The organism is Uliginosibacterium paludis (assembly GCF_039631355.1).
GTDB lineage: Bacteria > Pseudomonadota > Gammaproteobacteria > Burkholderiales > Rhodocyclaceae > Uliginosibacterium > Uliginosibacterium paludis.
Window position 1 is genome coordinate 29920 of sequence record NZ_JBDIVF010000004.1, and the last position, 16974, is coordinate 46893.

The 16974-nt window shown below is 66.5% G+C and carries 10 protein-coding genes; 2 read left to right on the plus strand and 8 right to left on the minus strand.

Annotation, left to right across the window (positions count from 1 at the left end):
• Positions 1 to 150 precede the first annotated feature (150 nt).
• On the minus strand, positions 151 to 4245 hold the full coding sequence (locus tag ABDB87_RS12215; RefSeq protein WP_345927394.1) for an amino acid adenylation domain-containing protein: 4095 nt from the start codon (positions 4243 to 4245) through the stop codon (positions 151 to 153).
• Positions 4246 to 4523: 278 nt separating this feature from the next.
• On the opposite strand from ABDB87_RS12215, the gene ABDB87_RS12220 reads away from it, so the two are divergent.
• Positions 4524 to 5588, plus strand: a complete 1065-nt coding sequence (locus tag ABDB87_RS12220; RefSeq protein WP_345927396.1) for a GGDEF domain-containing protein — start codon at positions 4524 to 4526, stop codon at positions 5586 to 5588.
• A 51-nt stretch (positions 5589 to 5639) separates the two neighbouring features.
• On the opposite strand, the gene ABDB87_RS12225 is transcribed toward ABDB87_RS12220, so the two are convergent.
• Positions 5640 to 6413 (minus strand): MipA/OmpV family protein, encoded by a 774-nt coding sequence (locus ABDB87_RS12225; RefSeq protein WP_345927398.1) that lies wholly within the window; start codon positions 6411 to 6413, stop codon positions 5640 to 5642.
• Positions 6414 to 6683: 270 nt separating this feature from the next.
• Between ABDB87_RS12225 and ABDB87_RS12230 the strand changes: the two genes are divergently transcribed.
• A complete protein-coding gene (locus tag ABDB87_RS12230) occupies positions 6684 to 8318 on the plus strand; it encodes a methyl-accepting chemotaxis protein (protein ID WP_345927400.1) in 1635 nt (544 codons plus the stop codon).
• A 6-nt stretch (positions 8319 to 8324) separates the two neighbouring features.
• Here ABDB87_RS12230 and ABDB87_RS12235 read toward each other — a convergent pair whose 3' ends face one another.
• The 6 genes from ABDB87_RS12235 to aptA form a co-directional block, all read right to left on the minus strand.
• Positions 8325 to 9599, minus strand: coding sequence for a Zn-dependent hydrolase (locus tag ABDB87_RS12235; protein WP_345927402.1), 1275 nt, complete (start codon positions 9597 to 9599; stop codon positions 8325 to 8327).
• Between the two features lie 20 nt (positions 9600 to 9619).
• Positions 9620 to 11074 (minus strand): dihydropyrimidinase, encoded by a 1455-nt coding sequence (hydA, locus tag ABDB87_RS12240; RefSeq protein ID WP_345927404.1) that lies wholly within the window; start codon positions 11072 to 11074, stop codon positions 9620 to 9622.
• A 24-nt stretch (positions 11075 to 11098) separates the two neighbouring features.
• Positions 11099 to 12604, minus strand: a complete 1506-nt coding sequence (locus tag ABDB87_RS12245; RefSeq protein WP_345927406.1) for a CoA-acylating methylmalonate-semialdehyde dehydrogenase — start codon at positions 12602 to 12604, stop codon at positions 11099 to 11101.
• 11 nt (positions 12605 to 12615) lie between these two features.
• The gene (preA, locus tag ABDB87_RS12250; protein WP_345927408.1) at positions 12616 to 13923 is read right to left on the minus strand and encodes an NAD-dependent dihydropyrimidine dehydrogenase subunit PreA; all 1308 of its coding nucleotides are present in this window, start codon (positions 13921 to 13923) and stop codon (positions 12616 to 12618) included.
• A gap of 26 nt (positions 13924 to 13949) precedes the next feature.
• Complete coding sequence (locus tag ABDB87_RS12255) at positions 13950 to 15314, minus strand: NAD(P)-dependent oxidoreductase (RefSeq protein WP_345927410.1); 1365 nt, start codon at positions 15312 to 15314, stop codon at positions 13950 to 13952.
• A 63-nt stretch (positions 15315 to 15377) separates the two neighbouring features.
• Positions 15378 to 16733, minus strand: coding sequence for an omega-aminotransferase AptA (gene aptA, locus ABDB87_RS12260; RefSeq protein ID WP_345927412.1), 1356 nt, complete (start codon positions 16731 to 16733; stop codon positions 15378 to 15380).
• Between the last annotated feature and the right edge of the window lie 241 nt (positions 16734 to 16974).

The following is a 16974-nucleotide window of genomic DNA, read 5'->3' on the forward strand; positions in this document are numbered from 1 at the left end:
GGCGTGCCACTCCGCCGCAAGCCCGCAAACCGGCTGCAGGACTGCCCGGCACGCGCGTGCGGGCCAGCCGGCAGCGCAGGAACGGTGCGCTGCCGGGCTCAGGCTGCAACAGATTGGGGCACGGTGCGCCGCCTCGCGCGGCACAGCCGTTCAGACCGCGCGACTGAACTCAGAAGCCAGCAGCCGGGCGGCCTCGCCCACCGAGTCGTGCGTGATCGCGTCATGCAGCAGGTCGACGCTGCGCACGCTCAGGCCGCCGAACCAGTGCGGATCAAAACCATTGCTCGGCCGCCGCCACAGCACCCCCGACTCATGCTGCGAACGGGTGGCGACGATGAGGGTCACGTTCAGATGGTGGTTCTCGATGAAGCCGCCGGCCAGCGCCTTGTGCAGCCGGCCCCAGGCCGCCAGCGTGTGCGGATTGACCCATTGCTCCCAGACCGGGCGCGGCCGCTGCGGCAGGCGCCACACCGGCAAGTCCAGACGCCGCAGCACCGGATCGAGCCGGCGCAGCACCCGGCCGCCGATCCGCTCGAATACCACCTGCGGATGACCATGAAACAGGTTCGCGCAGATCCAGCCCATCCGGCGCAGGGGCGATTTCGAGTAGAGCCTGGGCGCACAGGTATCGAGCAGCCATACATGCGGCGGCTCGGCGTCCGAGATCCGCTCCGCCAGGCGCAGCGCGAGCAGACCACCGAGCGAGTAGCCGAACATCCCGGCGATGCGGCGGGTGCCATAGAGGCGCAGCCGCTCCTCGCAGGCATGGATGAGCTCACCCAGCGTGTCCTGCCCCTCGGAGGCCTCCAGCAGCGCATCGAGATCCAGCACCAGCAGGGCGGCGTCATCGCCGAGCTGAGCCTGGATCAGGCTGGCCAGGCGATACAGGCTGAGAATGCCGCCATGCTTGCCCGGCAGCATCACATACAGCCGGCTGGCATCGGCCGGCCCCACCAGCTCGCTGACAACCGAAGACTCGGGCGCATGGCAGACCAGCGAGCCCGTCAGCGTGGCGAAATCCGGGCTCGCCAGAAAACGGCCGGGGTCGACCTGCATGCAGTGCAGCCGGCGCAATTCCATCAGCATGCAGAGCGCCGAGTCGACGCTGCCGCCATCGAGCATGAAATGCCCGGTGCCGCGCGAGCGCCCGCGCACCGGGCCCAGATGCTTGCGCCAGACACGATTGAGCACCGCGAGGGTGGCCTCGTCCAGCCCTCGCCTGCGGTTCGGAAAAGCCGGACCAGGCAGGCGCGCCAGATGGGCCAGCTCATCGAGCTTGCGTCGCAGAGCATTCTCGAGCGCGGCGACCAGCCCGGCCTCGCGGACGAGATCGCCCGCATGCAGGCACAGTCGCAGGCTGTCCTGACAGAAGCCGGCACGCAGCGTGAGGCCCGGCGTCATCCCCTCCTCCTCGCGCTCGCGCAACACACAGGACACGCCGCCGGACTCATGGAACACCGGGCGCCAGTCCTCCCACTCGAAAGCGAAGGCCCGCAGCCCGGCATGGCTGCCGCCCAGTAGCGCCTCCATGCCCGCCAGATCGAACGCGCGCGGGCCTGCCAGCTCCGCATAGGCCTGGCGCAGCGCGGGAATCGCCTCGGCGAGCGACTGGCCACCGGTGCTGACATGCATCGGGCAGGCCTCGACCAGATGCCCGACCAGCGGCAACAACTCCGGCTCCAGACGCCTGGACTGCATCACCAGCACCACCGGTTCGCAGCCAAACACCTCCTCGATCGCCCCGGCCCATGCAATCAGCATGGCAAGGGCGGGCGCCACATGCAGGCCGATGCAGGTCTTCATCAGGCTGCTCGTGGCATTCGGCCCTACGGGCACCTCGCTCGGCCGGGCATGGGTGCTGGCGACGAGATCGGCCGGGAATTTCTGCCGGGCCAGCGGCGCACGCAAGGCTTCAACGCGCGCCGGCAGCGCCCCGGCATCCAGCCACGCCTGCTCCCGGTCGGGCCAGGCGGCGGCCCGGGTTCCGGGAGGCGGCGGACTTCCATCCAGCATGGCCAGCAGTTGCGCGAGGCACAGGTCGATGCTGCGCGCATCGACAGCGATCCGGTGCAGCGTCCAGAGCGCCAGGGTCGCGCCCTCCTCCACCGGCCAGACATCCACCCGCATGACGCCATCGCTGGCCGGATCAAGCTTGCGGCAGGCTTCCCGCATCACCTGCCAGACCCTGCCATCGGGCGCCGGTACGGCCGGCAAAGCAGGGTGCCGCTGCAGGCAGTGGGGCGGGAGCGTGTCCTGCAGCATGGCTTTGAAACCGCCCTCGTCTTCGCGGCGACGCACACTCATGCGCAGGGCCGGATGGCGCGCGGCCAGCGTCGAGAAAGCCTCCAACACCGCGTCCGGGCTGACCGAAGCGGGAAACTGCAGACTGAGCTGGCGCAAGGCAGCCGAAGGCCGGTCGCGATCGCCCACGCAATCGAGCCACCATTGCTGCGCCAGACTCAGCGGCATGGCGGGCGTGGTCTCTCTGGGCGCCGGACGGCTCAGCCCCGGGCTCGCGTCCAGTCGGTGGGCCTGCTCTTTCAGGATCGGATTGCGCAGGATATCGACCGGCGAAAAATGCTTGCCCATCTGCCGGTCAATCCAGGCGCTCAACTGCAGGGCCATCACCGAAGTGCCGCCATGCGCCCAGAAATCGGCCTCGCGCGAATTCACCGGGCAGCGCAGGCACTCGCTCCAGCCCTGGGCCAGCAGCGCTTCACTGGCCGAATGGAAGAGGCCTACGCCCTGGTTCGCCGGCGCCTGCCGGCCCGCCTCGCAGAGCACAGCCAGCGTCTGGCGATCGACCTTGCCGTTGAGCGTCAGCGGCATCCGCGCCACCGGCATCAGCAGGCCCGGAATCGCGCCGGGCGGCAGCATCCCGCCCAGCTCGGCGCGCAGGCCGGCCGGCCCCGGATCCGCATCGGGCTGCGCAACATAGCAGCCCACCAGGCGGCGTGTTTCCGCTGTCTCGCCCAGCACCAGGACCGCCGCATCCGTCACCCCGCGGCACCGGAGCAGCATGGCCTCCACTTCATCGAGCTCGACCCGGTGCCCCTGGATCTTGACCTGGCGATCGGCCCTGCCGAGATAGGCATACACGCCATCTTCATGGCGGCGAACCAGATCGCCGGTGCGATACCAGCGCTCCTCGCCTTCGAAAATGAAACGCCTCGCCGTCTGCTCGGGGGAATTCAGATAGCCCAGCGCCACGCCTTCGCCGCCGGCCAGCAGCTCGCCGACATCACCGACGCCTTCGATCCGGAGTTTCGTTCCGCGAATCGGCCGACCGATCGGTATGCCATCGGGATTTCCGGTATCAGCCAGACTGACGGAATGACAGGTCGTGAAGGTGGTGTTCTCCGTCGGACCGTAACCGTTGATGAGGCGGATTTCCGGATAGCGCAGGAGCAGCGTGCGCGCATGGTGGGGCGACACCCGCTCGCCGCCGGCGAGCACCTGGCGCAGACCCGCGAAGGCGTCGGGGCGCAGATCCACGCAGGTGCTGAACAGGGCGGAGGTCAGCCAGGCATCGCTGATCCGGCGCTCGATCAGGAATGCGGCCAGCTCGTCGATCGAAGGCAGCTCGCGCGGCTGGATCACGCAACAGCCGCCGTGACACAGCGGGCCCCAGGTTTCGAGCATGGAAATGTCGAAAGCCGGAGACGACATGAAGGCCCAGCGTGCATCGGCATCAAGAATCGCGAAATCCTTGCCATGCACCAGCCGGGCAATGCCCTCGCGCGGAATCAGCGCCGCTTTCGGCGCGCCGGTGCTGCCCGAGGTGAACATCACGCAGGCCCCGCGCGTGTCGAAGCGGCTGAAGGCCCCGGCTTCCGCCAGCCGTGGCGGCCGGGTCGCGGCGGGATGCATCCGCGCCAGCCCCTCTGGAATGCCGGCTTCATGCAGCCCGTCGCTCAGCACGAGCCGCGGCCTGAGGGTCTCCAGCATGACCCGGTGGCGCGCCGGCGGTGAGGCCAGATCGAGCGAAGCATGAATGGCACCGAGCCGCAGCAACGCGAGCTCGGCCACAACCAGATGGATGGAGCGCGGCAGCAGCAGCGCCACGCAGTCGCCCGGACCGATGCCGGCCCGGGTCAGAAGATCCGCGAGTGCGGATGCCCGCCTGTCGAGTTCGTCATAGCTGAGCTGTTCGTCACCGCATTCGAGCGCGGCACGCTTGCCGTGCCGGCGAAACGAGTCAGCCAGGCGCCCGCCCAGGGCGTCGCCTGTTCCCGGTTTGTGCATTGAGCCCCCCTGCCTTCCGGATTGTGGGCTCAGTCTAGAAGGCAGTTGTCGGGGAATCCATGTACTCCGGGGAGCAGTGCAGCAAAGAAATGCCCCGGCCGTGACGAATTCAACACCCGGCTGCAGCGGCACTGCCCCCAACCGCACCGCCCGCCTGAGCGGCCCTGTTTCCTGCCGCACGGCAGAAGGCGCCGGCCCCGTGGGTATTCCTCCCGGCAGACGGCTCAAGATCGGCCTTGCGCGGCCGATACACCGGCATCCCCAAAACAAGACAGAGAATGACGAATATGGCCGATGCCCTGTTCGAAGAAGCATCGTCCGCGGACGAAGGCCATGCCCGGAGGTTCGCCGCCAGGGTGCGTCCGCTGGCCCTGTTTTTCAACGCCTTCTTTGCCATCCTCTTTGCGCTGCTGCACGTCTGGCCGCTGGTGCTCGCCTGGTGCGGCGCACTGGGCTTCCACCTCTGGGTTGCATGGCAGGTCAACACACCGGGCGGTGACATCCGCCGGGTGCTGCAATGGAGCTGGGTGCTGATCTTCATCCAGTCGATGCTGGCCGTGCTGATGCTCGGGCCGGCGGCCGACTTCCAGAACTATCTGCTGGCGACCCTGCCCGCGGGCTTCCAGAGTTTGCAGCGCCCGATGCTGCAGAAACTCCTGCAGGCGTCCGTCATCGTCGGTTTCTTCCTGGCCTGCGACATCTGGCTGGATACCGACATCGGCCTCTACCCGCAGCCGGCCTGGGTGCTGCAGGCCTTTGCGCATGTCAATGCGGTGGGCACCTGCGCGATGCTGGCCGGGCTGGCCCATGCCCAGGCGCTGACCGTGCAGGAAGCGCAGGACAGTCTGAGCCGTGCAGCCACTACCGATGTGCTGACCGGCCTGCTCAACCGCCGCGCGATCAGCAATTTCGCCGCCTCGGAAGCGGCGCGCTGTCTGCGCAAGGGCGAAAAACTCTCTTTCGTGATCTGCGATGTGGACCACTTCAAGCGCGTCAATGACACCTGGGGCCATGCCGCCGGAGACAAGGTGCTCAAGCGCGTGGCCGCGGTGCTCAAATCCGTGCTGCGCGGCTATGACGGCATCGCGCGCTGGGGCGGTGAGGAATTCCTGATCGTGCTGCCCGACGTGGCACCGGCCACCGCCGCGGCGATCGCGGACCGCGTGAGGCAAACCGTACTCGGAACCCGGATCGAATACGAAGACCGGCTGATCGAAGTCAGCATGACCTTCGGCGTCACCGGGCGCGAGGGCGACGAGCCCTGGCAGACCAGTGTCGCCCGGGCCGATGAAGCGCTCTATCGCGGCAAGCAGGGCGGCCGCAACCGCGTCGAGCTGGCCTGAAGCACCGCGCCCCGGCTCGGCCGGGCCAGGCGGCGCCCGACCCTGTCGGGCTCAGAAACGATAGACATAGCCGACGCCGACTTGCGGCACATAGGTGCGATCCACCAGCGGGCTGTCGGTAATGCCGGCGCCCAGGCGCTTCACGCCGAGGTCGAGCGAGAGGAACTGATGCGCGTCGATCATGTAGCGGCTGCGCAGGCCGATACCCAGATCCAGGCTGGCCTTGCCGTCATAACGCTGGCGCCAGCTGGTGGTTTCGGCGTCGGTCACGCCATAGTAATAGTCGATGTAGCTGGCACTGAACCAGGTCAGGCCGGCAGTGGGCGTGAGGCTGAAGCGGCCGAAGCGGTATTCATGCGAGAGCGAGAGCGTGGCCTGGTAGCCCTTGCTCTCCTGCGCGACATCGGCAGAAGCGCTGGCGCTCAAGCGGCCCAGCATCGAATCCCAGTTCACCTCCGGCCCGACCCAGACGCTGGGCTTGCGCTTGTTCATGCCTTCGAGCACCCAGGCGTCGGACGACTTGTAGCCCTCGCCCAAGCCGTAACGCGCATTGAGCAGATAGTTGAAACCGCCAGTGCGGCCCAGCTTGAGGCCCACGCCGGGCCCGATCAGCTTGAACCAGCTGTTCTCATAGGCCACGAAGGGCAGCACGCGGTACCTGGTGTCGGCGCCGGTATAGGGCTTCTTCTGCACGCTGGCGGCCACCCCCAGCATCCAGCTCGGTGCGGCGGACGCTTCCGGCTGCGCGGCAGGCGAAGCTTCCTGTGCATGTACGCTGAAGGGCAAGGCTGCACACAACACGCTGACTGAGAACAATTTTTTCATGTTTTATTCCTGCTTCATCGACCTGTCTTGCGGGGGAGCCGTCATGCGACACGCGCTGCGGCCATGCCCGCCAATGTGCCATGAAGTCCGCAGCGAGAAAACCCGAAAGGGCATGAAGGCAGGCAAAGAACCGACAGAACGCGAAAAGACCCGTTCCGCCGCCGCGGCGCTGCGCCAGGAGCGCCGCGACGTTCGTCCCGTTGCGCTCAAGCCTGGCGGCCCTGCCGTCGTAGTCAATGTCTTTCCCCGCCCTGCCCGCCGGAGCCCCCCATGAGCATTCGTTCCCGACTGATCTCCCTGCTGCTCTTTGCCAGCGTCTCGCTGCTGGCACTCGGCGGCTATGCGGCCTGGCATGCACGCAGCATGGCCAACGCAATGGGCGAAGCCCTGAGGCAGACCATCACCATCAGCCAGATGCAGGGGTCGGTGCTCGAAGCACAGGTTCGGTTCAAGACCCAGGTGCAGGAGTGGAAGAACATCCTGATCCGCGGCAACGACAAGGCCGCCTTCGACAAATATCTCAAGCAGTTCGGCGACGAGGAGCAGAAAGCCGGTGCTGCGCTCGACCATGCAGCCCAGGGCATGGCGGCGGTGGGCATGGATCCCGCGCCGGCGCGCACGGCCCGGTCCGAACTCGACACACTGGGCAAGCGCTATCGCGACGCGCTGCAAGGCTTCGACGCAGCCGACCCGGAAACCGGCAAGAAGGTCGATGCCGCCGTGAAGGGCATGGACCGGCCGCTGACCGATGCGCTCGGTGCACTCGAAAAACAGGTCTCCGGCTTCGTGGCCGACCAGGCCGAGCAGCATACGGCCGAATCGGCGGCCGTCGCCCGGCAGGCGAGCCTGACCATGCTCGGCGGCGCGCTCGCACTGCTGATGGTCTTCGCGTTCGCCGGCCCGCATCTGCTGCGCTCGATCATGCGTCCGCTCAACCAGCTGCGCGAAACCATGCGCCAGGCCGAACAGAACTGGGACCTGAGCCTGCGCGCCGCGGTGAGCCGCGACGAAATCGGTCAATGCGGAGCCGCCTTCAACTCCATGTTCGAGCGCTTCAGCAGCGTGGTGACGGACATTCATCAGCGGGCAGACGCGCTCAGCTCGCACAGCCAGAAAATCGCCCGCCACATCGCGGACATCAGCAAGGCCACCGCGAGCCAGAGCAGCTCCGCCTCTGGCATGGCGGCCTCGGTGGAAGAAATGTCGGTCAGCGTCAGCCAGGTCAGCGACGCGGCCGACGAATCACGCAAGCTCGCCGAGGCCTCGCGCAGCGGTGCGGAGAGCTCCCGCGAAGCGGTGAGCCGGGGCAATGCCCAGTTGCAGCAGGTCGCCACCCGGGTGGGCGAAACCGCCTCGGTGCTGGGTGAGCTGGGCGAGCGCTCGAAAGCGATTGCCGGCATCGTGCAGACGGTCAAGGAAATCGCCGACCAGACCAATCTGCTCGCGCTCAATGCCGCCATCGAAGCCGCCCGCGCGGGTGAGCAGGGGCGCGGCTTCGCGGTCGTGGCCGATGAAGTACGCAAACTGGCCGAAGGCACGACGCGCTCGACCGAAGAGATCAATACGGTGGTCAGCCTGATCCAGGAAAGCTCGGCGCGGGCGATCCATGACGTGCAGGCCGTGGTGCAGGATGTGGCCAGCCAGCAGCTACACGCCCGCCAGGCCACTGAATCGATCGAGCATATCGGCAGTGCCGCCGCCCAGGCGCTGGAAGCGTCCGGCCGCATCGCGAACGCCTTGCGCGAGCAGGAAACCGCGAGTCAGGAAATCGCCGGCGAAATCGAACGGATCGCCCGCCACAGCGAAGCCAACTTCCGGGTGGCGGACGAAGTCGTCAGCGGCACGCGCGAGCTGCATGAACTGGCCGACGCCCTGCTCGGCAGCGTCGGCCGTTTCCGCACCTGAGGCGCTTCAGCCCGCCACGCCCGCGCGCTCCAGCATGGCATGCAGCAGCACGTTGCAGCCGGCGGTGATGTGCTCCGGCTTGGCATCTTCAATCTCGTTATGGCTGATGCCGTCCTTGCAGGGGATGAAGATCATGCCGGCCGGCGCGAGGCGGGCCATGTAGACCGCGTCATGACCGGCGCCGGACACCGCCGGCATCGACGAATAACCCAGCTTTTCTGCGGCCTTCGCAACCGCCGCGATGCAGCCCGGCTCGAAGGGCTGGGCCGGGTATTGCGAGACCAGGTCGATCTGGATGCCCAGCCCGGTTTCGGCCGCCAGCGCGGCGGCGTAAGCGCGGATCTCGGCATCCATTGCGTCGACTGCCGCATCGCTCTCGTTGCGCAGGTCGATGGAGAACTTCACCCGGCCCGGAATCACGTTGCGGCTGTTCGGATGCACATGGACCATGCCCACCGTGCCACGCCCGTGCGGCGCGTGGCGATTGGCGAGCGCCACCACTTCCTGCATCAGGCGGGTGGCGACCTGCAGCGCATCGCGGCGCAGCGGCATCGGCGTAGGGCCGGCGTGGGCTTCCATGCCGGTCACGGTGCAGTCATACCAGCGGATGCCCAGCACCGCCTGCACCACGCCGATGACTTTGTCATTGTCTTCCAGCACCGGCCCCTGCTCGATGTGGGTCTCGAAGTAGCTGCCGATTGGGTGATCGCCAGGCTCTTCTTCGCCGATGTAGCCGATGCGGGCGAGCTCCTCGCCGACCTTTTTGCCCTCGGTGTCGGTCGCGGCATAGGCGTGCTCCAGCGTGAAGGCCTTGGCGAACACGCCCGAGCCCATCATCACCGGCACGAAGCGCGAGCCTTCCTCGTTGGTCCAGAACGCCACTTCCAGCGGCGCTTCGGTTTCGATGCCGAGGTCATTGAGGGTGCGGATCACTTCCAGCCCGGCGAGCACGCCGTAGTTGCCATCGAACTTGCCGCCGGTGGGCTGGGTGTCGATATGGCTGCCTGTCATCACCGGCGGCAGCGCCGGATTGCGGCCTTCGCGGCGCATGAACACGTTGCCGATCTTGTCGACCGTCACGCTCATGCCGGCTTCCTTCGCCCAGCCCACGACCAGATCGCGCCCCTGGCGATCCAGGTCGGTGAGCGCCAGCCGGCACACGCCGCCCTTCTCGGTGGCGCCGATCTGCGCCAGCGTCATCAGCGAATCCCACAGGCGCTCGCCGTTGATGCGCAGTGCGTCACTCACTTCCGTGCTATCCGTGCTTGTCTTCATGTCCATGATTGGCCCCTGATCCTGTTTCAAGTCCGCACGACGGCCGTCGGCGCGAGTTCCCGGGCGCGCTTTTCGGCTGCCGCAAATCCCGAGCCGAAGGCCGGGCGCTTGATGTAGCGGCCCGCGCCGCGCACCGCACGCAGATCGCCATTGGCATACACGAGGCGGCCCTGGCTGATCGTGTGAGAGGGCACGCCGGTGAGCGCCATGCCTTCGAAGATGTTGTAGTCGCCCTTGGAGTGCTGGGTCTTTACCGACAGCGTCTTTGTGCCAGCCGGATCCCACAGCACCAGATCAGCGTCCGCCCCCACCGCGATGCAGCCCTTCTTCGGATAGATGTTGAAGAGCTTCGCGGCGTTGGCCGAGGTGATCGCCACCCATTCGCTGGGTGTGAGGCGGCCGGTATTCACGCCAGCAGTCCACAGCACGGCCATGCGTTCCTCGACGCCGCCGGTGCCGTTCGGAATCTTGGCGAAGTTCTCCGCGCCCGCCCGTTTCTGCTCGGCGCAGAAGGTGCAGTGGTCCGTCGCCGTGGTGTGCAGCTGGCCGGACTGCAGGCCGCGCCAGAGCGCTTCCTGATGTTCCTTCGGGCGGAAAGGCGGGCTCATCACATGCGCGGCGGCCTTGGTGAAATCCGGATCGCGATAGACGCTGTCATCCACGATCAGATGGCCGGCCAGCACCTCGCCATACACGCGCTGACCGCGTGCGCGGGCGCGGGCAATCGCCTCGGCCGATTCGATGCAGGAGACATGCACCACATAGATCGGCACGCCCAGCACATCGGCAATCGCGATCGCCCGGTTGGCGGCTTCGCCTTCCACCATCGGCGGGCGCGAGAGCGGGTGGCCTTCCGGCCCGGTGATGCCCATCTTCTGCACTTCCTGCTGCAGCAGATAGACCAGCTCGCCATTCTCGGCATGCACGGTGGGCATGGCGCCCAGTTCCAGCGCGCGCCGGAAGCTGTTCACCAGGGTTTCGTCGTCGCACATGATGGCGTTCTTGTAGGCCATGAAGTGCTTGAAGCTGTTGACGCCTTCCTCACGCACCAATGTGCCCATGTCATGCCGCACCGATTCGTCCCACCAGGTGATTGCCACATGGAAGCTGTAGTCGGAGGCAGACTTCTCCGCCCACTCGCGCCAGGTGCGGTAGGCCTCCATCAGCGGCTGCTGCGGGTTCGGGATCACGAAGTCGATGATCGAGGTGGTGCCACCGGCGAGTGCGGCTGCGGTGCCGGTATAGAAATCGTCCATCGTCACCGTGCCCATGAAGGGCAGCTGCATGTGGGTGTGCGGATCGATGCCGCCCGGCACCACATACTGGCCGCTGGCGTCCAGCACTTCACAGCCGGCCGGTGCCAGCGCCGCAGCGCCCTCGCCCACGGCCGCGATCACGCCATCGATGCACAGCACGTCGGCACGGGTTTCACAGTCGGCATTCACCACGGTGCCGCCACGGATCAGGATGCTCTGGCTCATGCGTGTCTCCTTGAAAGCTGAAATTCAACCCATCTGCGGGAATGCAAATTCCGGGCCCTTGGCTGACTGGCTGTCGGGCCAGCGCTGCATCACGGCTTTCTGCCGGGTGTAGAAGCGCACGCCTTCGGGACCGTAGGCGTGGTGATCACCGAAGAGGCTGCGCTTCCAGCCGCCAAAACTGGAGAAGGCCATCGGCACCGGCAGCGGCACGTTCACGCCGACCATGCCGACGCGGATATGCCGGACGAATTCTCGCGCCACCCCGCCGTCACGCGTGAAGATCGCCACGCCGTTGCCAAACTCGTGATCGTTGATGAGCTTCACCGCGGCCGGCAGATCCGGCACCCGCACGATGCACAGCACCGGGCCGAAGATCTCCTCGCGATAGACGACCATGTCCGGCGTCACGCCATCAAGCAGCGTGGGCCCGACAAAATAACCGGACTCATAACCGGGCACGCTGAGGCTGCGGCCGTCCACCACCGCCTCGGCGCCGGCCGCCACGCCCTCGCCGATCAGGCGCTTGATGCGGGCACAGGCTTCGGCCGTGATCACCGGCCCCATGTCGACCTTGTCCTGATGACCTTCGCCCACTTTGAGTGCGGCGATGCGGGTCTTGAGCGCCTCGATCAGCGGGCTGGCCACGTCACCCACCGCCACCGCGACCGAGATCGCCATGCAGCGCTCACCGGCCGCACCGAAGGCGGCGCCGATCAGTGCGTCCGCCGCCATGGCGACATCGGCATCCGGCATCGCCACCAGATGGTTCTTGGCGCCGCCCAGGGCCTGCACCCGCTTGCCGGCTGCCGTGCCGGCGCGGTAGATGGATTCGGCCACCGGCGTGGAGCCCACGAAGCTCACCGCCTCGATCTGCGGGTGTTCGAGGATCGCTTCGACGATGCTGCGGTCGCCCTGCACCACGTTGAACACGCCATCCGGCAGGCCGGCTTCCTTGAGCCAGGCCGCCAGCAGCAGGCTGGCCGACGGATCGCGCTCGGAGGGCTTCAGCACGAAGGTGTTGCCGCAGGCAATCGCCAAGGGGAACATCCACAGCGGCACCATCGCCGGGAAGTTGAAAGGCGTGATGCCGGCCACCACGCCGAGCGGCTGGCGCATCGTCCAGGCGTCGATGCCGGTGGCGATCTGGTCGCTGTAGTCACCCTTGAGGAGTTGCGGAATGCCGGTGGCAAACTCGATGTTCTCGATGCCGCGTGCGACTTCGCCCATCGCATCCGGAAAGGTCTTGCCGTGTTCATGGACCAGGCAATCCGCCAGTACCGCGGAACGCTCCTGCACGATGGCGAGGAACTTGTAGAACACCCGTGCGCGGGCCAATGCGGATTTCGCCGCCCAGGCGGGAAAGGCCGCTGCCGCCGCGGCCACCGCCGCATCGAGATCGGCGCGGCCGCCCAGCAGCAGCGTGCCCTGCACGGCGCCGGTGGCGGGATTGAAAATGTCCTGCGTGGCCACTGGCGTGCCCTGCACGCGCTGACCGTTGATCCAGTGACAGACTTCGTAGCGTTCGCTCATTCGTTCGACTCTCAGGCAGTGACTTCGCGCATCGGGTTGTTCGGGTGGGTGGTCCAGTTCTGGTATTCGCCGGTCACGGTGACGCCGGTGCGGGTATCGACTTCACCCGGCTTGAGGCTCTTCATCGTGATGCAGCCGGGCACCGGGCAGATCGACACGCACAGGTTGCAGCCGACGCATTCCTCTTCCTTCACCTCGTAATGGCGCTGGCCATCCTTGAAGGCGGTGATCGCCTGGTGGGAGGTGTCTTCGCAGGCCACATGGCAGCGGCCGCACTGAATGCATTTGTCCTGATCGATGACGGCCTTGTCGATGTGCTTGAGGTTCAGGTAGCGCCAGTCCGACACGGTCGGCACCGCGCTGCCCTGGAAGTCGGCAATCGAGCGATAGCCCTTCTCGTCCATGAAGTTCGAGAGGCCGGAGATCATGTCTTCCACGATGCGGAAGCCATACACCATCGCGGCGGTACACACCTGCACCGTGCCGCAGCCCAGCGCGATGTATTCGGCCGCATCGCGCCAGGTCGAGATGCCGCCGATGCCGGAGATCGGCAGGCCAGCGGTCTGCGGGTCACGCGCGATCTCGGCCACCATGTTGAGCGCAATCGGTTTCACCGCCGGCCCGCAGTAGCCACCGTGCGAGCCCTTGCCGCCGGTGGAAGGGCTCATGATCATGGTGTCGAGATCCACGCCCATGATCGAGTTGATGGTGTTGATCAGCGACACCGCATCCGCCCCGCCCGCCTTGGCCGCACGGGCCGGAAAGCGGATGTCGGTGATGTTGGGGGTGAGCTTCACGATCACCGGCATCTTCGAATACTGCTTGCACCAGCGCGTGACCATCTCGATATATTCCGGCACCTGGCCCACCGCCGCACCCATGCCGCGCTCGCTCATGCCGTGCGGGCAGCCGAAGTTGAGCTCGATGCCGTCTGCCCCGGTGTCTTCCACCATCGGCAGGATGCGTTTCCAGGATTCCTCCTGGCAGGGCACCATCAGCGAAACGACGACCGCGCGATCCGGCCAGTTGCGCTTCACACGGGCGATCTCTTCGAGATTGATCGCCAGCGAGCGGTCGGTGATCAGCTCGATATTGTTGAGGCCCTGCACGCGGCGATCCGGCCCCATCAAGGTGGCATAACGCGGGCCGCTCACGTTCACCACATGCGGGTCTTCGCCCAGCGTCTTCCACACCACGCCGCCCCAGCCCGCCTCGAAGGCGCGCACCACGTTGTATTCCTTGTCGGTCGGCGGCGCGGAGGCCAGCCAGAAAGGGTTCGGGCTCTTGATGCCCAGGAAATCGGTACTCAGGTCAGCCATCGCGAAATCTCCTCGAATGTTCCGGTTCAGGTGCGCAGGGCGGCATCGATTGCGATGGCGGCCTGCTTGCCGTGTTCGACGGCTTCCACCGTCAGATCCAGGCCGCCGGCACGGCAGTCACCGCCCGCCCAGATCTTCGGATGCGAGGTCTGGCCTGACGCGTCGGTCGCGATGCGGCCCTTCTCCAGCGCGAGCGTGATGTCCAGCGGCTCGGCCACGAAGCTCTGGCCGATGGCCTTGAGCACCATGTCGGCTTCCAGGGTGAAGGTTTCGCCGGTCTCGACCAGACGACCGTCCTCGTCGCGCGTCACGGCAAACACCACGCCGCTCACCACACCATCCTGACCCAGCACTTCGCGCGGTGCGCCCCAGTGGCGGATCGTCACGCCATTGATTTGCGCCCATTGCTGCTCGTAGGCGGAAGCACTCATCGCCCGAGCACCGCGGCGATAGACCATGGTGACTTCGCGTGCGCCCAGCTTCTTCGCCTGCACGGCAGCATCCACCGCCGTCATGCCGCCACCGATCACCACCACCTTGCGGCCTACCGGCACCTGCGAGAGATCGCTGGCCTGGCGCACATCGGCGATGAAGTCGACCGCGGCACGCAAGCCGTCAAGCAACTGCTCACTCACACCCAGGGCATTCACGCCGGCCAGGCCCATGCCGAGAAAGACGGCGTCATAAGCCTCTGTCAGCGAAGCGAGCGTGAAATCCCGCCCGAGCTGCTGGCCGCAGCGCACTTCGATGCCGCCGATGGAGAGCAGCCATTCGATCTCGCGCTGGGCGAAGCCATCAGGCGTCTTGTAGCGGGCAAGGCCGTACTCGTTGAGGCCACCGGGCTTGCTGCGGGCTTCATGGACCACCACTTCATGGCCCAGCATGGCAAGGCGATGCGCACAGGACAGGCCCGCCGGCCCGGCACCGACCACCGCAATGCGGCGGCCGGTGGCTTCGGCGCGGCTGAACATCGGCGCGCCCGGTGCGGCGAAATAGGCATCGGTGGCGAAGCGCTGCAACAGGCCGATCTCGACCGGCTTGCTCTCGTTGGTCTGGCGCACACAGGCGCCTTCACACAAGTTCTCGGTGGGGCAGACGCGGGCGCACATGCCGCCCAGCACATTGGATTCGAGAATGGTCTCGGCCGCGCCGCGGTTGTTTTCCTGCGCGATGCGCTGGATGAAGTGCGGAATGTCGATGCCGGTCGGGCAGGCTTCGATGCAGGGCGCGTTGTAGCAGTAATAGCAGCGCTCGGCTTCGATCAGCGCCTGCCGTGCATTGAGCGGCGGACGGGCGTCCGTGAAATTCACGGCACAGGCTTCGGGCGAAAGACGGCCGGCCACCATGCCGGGCAGGTCCATCGCTCCTGGGTTTTCAATCGGTCGGTTCATGCAGTCTCTCCGTGCGTCATGAGGGGCGGGGCGTGCGGAAGGGAAGAAATCGGTGCAGCAGCCTCAGGCAGCCATCGCACTGCGGATGGCGCGCCGGAGCATGTCGCCCATGGCGCGGATTTCGTCCGGCGTGCTGATGAAGGGCGGGCCCATGGCAATCGTGTCGGCGGTGAAACGCAGCAGCACACCTTCCTCGATGCCTGCCTCGAAGGTCTTGAGCGCCCGCGCGCCGGGCTTGCCGGCGATGGGCTCCAGGTCCACCGCAGCGGCAAGACCGATGTTGCGGATGTCGATCACGCCGGGCTCGCCGCGAAGGTTGTGAATGGTCTCTTCCAGCACCGGGATCAGCGCGGCAGCCGCCGCGATGGCGCCACCTTCAAGGGCGTCCAGCGCCGCATGGCCGGCGGCCGCCGCCATCGGGTGGCCGGAGTAGGTAAAGCCGTGACACAGCTCAACGGCATATTGCGGCGCGTTGATGCCCATGAAGGCCTGGAAGATTTCCTCGCGCACGATCACCCCGCCCATCGGAATGATCCCGTTGGTCACGCCCTTGGCGAAGCAGAGGATGTCCGGCGTCACGCCGAAGAACTGTGCGGCGAAAGGCGTGCCCATGCGGCCGAAGCCTGTGATCACCTCGTCGAAGATCAGCAGGATGCCGTGCTTCGTACAGATCTCGCGCAGCCGCTGCAGATAGCCCTCGGGCGGCACCACTACGCCCACCGAGCCCTGGATGGGTTCAACGATCACCGCTGCGATGGTCGAGGCGTCATGCAGGGCCACAATGCGCTCCAGCTCGTCCGCCAGATGCGCGCCCCACTTCGGCATGCCCTTCGAGAAGGCCATCTCGGAGAGGTTGTAGGTGTGCGGCAGATGATCGACACCGGGCACCATCACCGGGCCGAACATCTTGCGGTTGGCCGGCATGCCGCCGACCGACATGCCGCCAAAGCCCACACCGTGATAGCCCTTTTCGCGACCGATGAAACGGGTGCGGCTGCCCTCGCCGCGCAGGCGCTGATAGCCATACGCGATCTTCAGTGCGGTATCGACCGCCTCCGAACCGGAGTTGGTGAAGAACACGCGATCCAGCCCTTCGGGGGCCAGACCGGCAATGCGCCTGGCCAGGTTCAGGGTCAGCGGATTGCTGATCTGGAAAGCCGGCGAGTAATCGAGCTCCAGCACCTGACGGCTGATCGCCGCAGCGATGCCGGCATGCGCATGGCCCAGCGGACAGCACCACAGCCCCGAGAGCGCATCAAACAGCTTCTGGCCCTGCACATTGGTGTAATACGCGCCCTGCGCGCTCGCCATGAGCTTGGGATGCTCATGGAAATAGCGATTGGGCGTGAAGGGCAGCCAGCTGTTCTCCAGCCCCGCCACACTGGCCCCCAGCGTCGGGACCTGCTCCGGATGGTTCATCGACAGCGCTCCTGGAAGCGGTCTGGAAGCAGCGCGGGTTGCGCTCCAAATCCTGACCGTTTGGTTAGGTTTCAGAACAACCCGTTAGCCAGATCCGTGCCAGTTCCCTGAAACGCTGATGCCACGCGGAACCGCCGTTTGCGCAAACGCCAGGACCCGGAGCACCTGCGCTGCGCTGGTGCGCAACACGCCTTCCGGCGCATCAGATTGGATCATCCGGTCAGCTTTTCGTGCCGGTTTC

Excerpts from the sequence above, each read along its gene's own strand:
- ABDB87_RS12215 (WP_345927394.1), bottom strand. The coding sequence starts at position 4,245 with ATGCACAAACCGGGAACAGGCGACGCCCTGGGCGGGCGCCTGGCTGAC.
- ABDB87_RS12220 (WP_345927396.1), top strand. The coding sequence starts at position 4,524 with ATGACGAATATGGCCGATGCCCTGTTCGAAGAAGCATCGTCCGCGGAC.
- ABDB87_RS12225 (WP_345927398.1), bottom strand. The coding sequence starts at position 6,413 with ATGAAAAAATTGTTCTCAGTCAGCGTGTTGTGTGCAGCCTTGCCCTTC.
- ABDB87_RS12230 (WP_345927400.1), top strand. The coding sequence starts at position 6,684 with ATGAGCATTCGTTCCCGACTGATCTCCCTGCTGCTCTTTGCCAGCGTC.
- ABDB87_RS12235 (WP_345927402.1), bottom strand. The coding sequence starts at position 9,599 with ATGGACATGAAGACAAGCACGGATAGCACGGAAGTGAGTGACGCACTG.
- hydA (WP_345927404.1), bottom strand. The coding sequence starts at position 11,074 with ATGAGCCAGAGCATCCTGATCCGTGGCGGCACCGTGGTGAATGCCGAC.
- ABDB87_RS12245 (WP_345927406.1), bottom strand. The coding sequence starts at position 12,604 with ATGAGCGAACGCTACGAAGTCTGTCACTGGATCAACGGTCAGCGCGTG.
- preA (WP_345927408.1), bottom strand. The coding sequence starts at position 13,923 with ATGGCTGACCTGAGTACCGATTTCCTGGGCATCAAGAGCCCGAACCCT.
- ABDB87_RS12255 (WP_345927410.1), bottom strand. The coding sequence starts at position 15,314 with ATGAACCGACCGATTGAAAACCCAGGAGCGATGGACCTGCCCGGCATG.
- aptA (WP_345927412.1), bottom strand. The coding sequence starts at position 16,733 with ATGAACCATCCGGAGCAGGTCCCGACGCTGGGGGCCAGTGTGGCGGGG.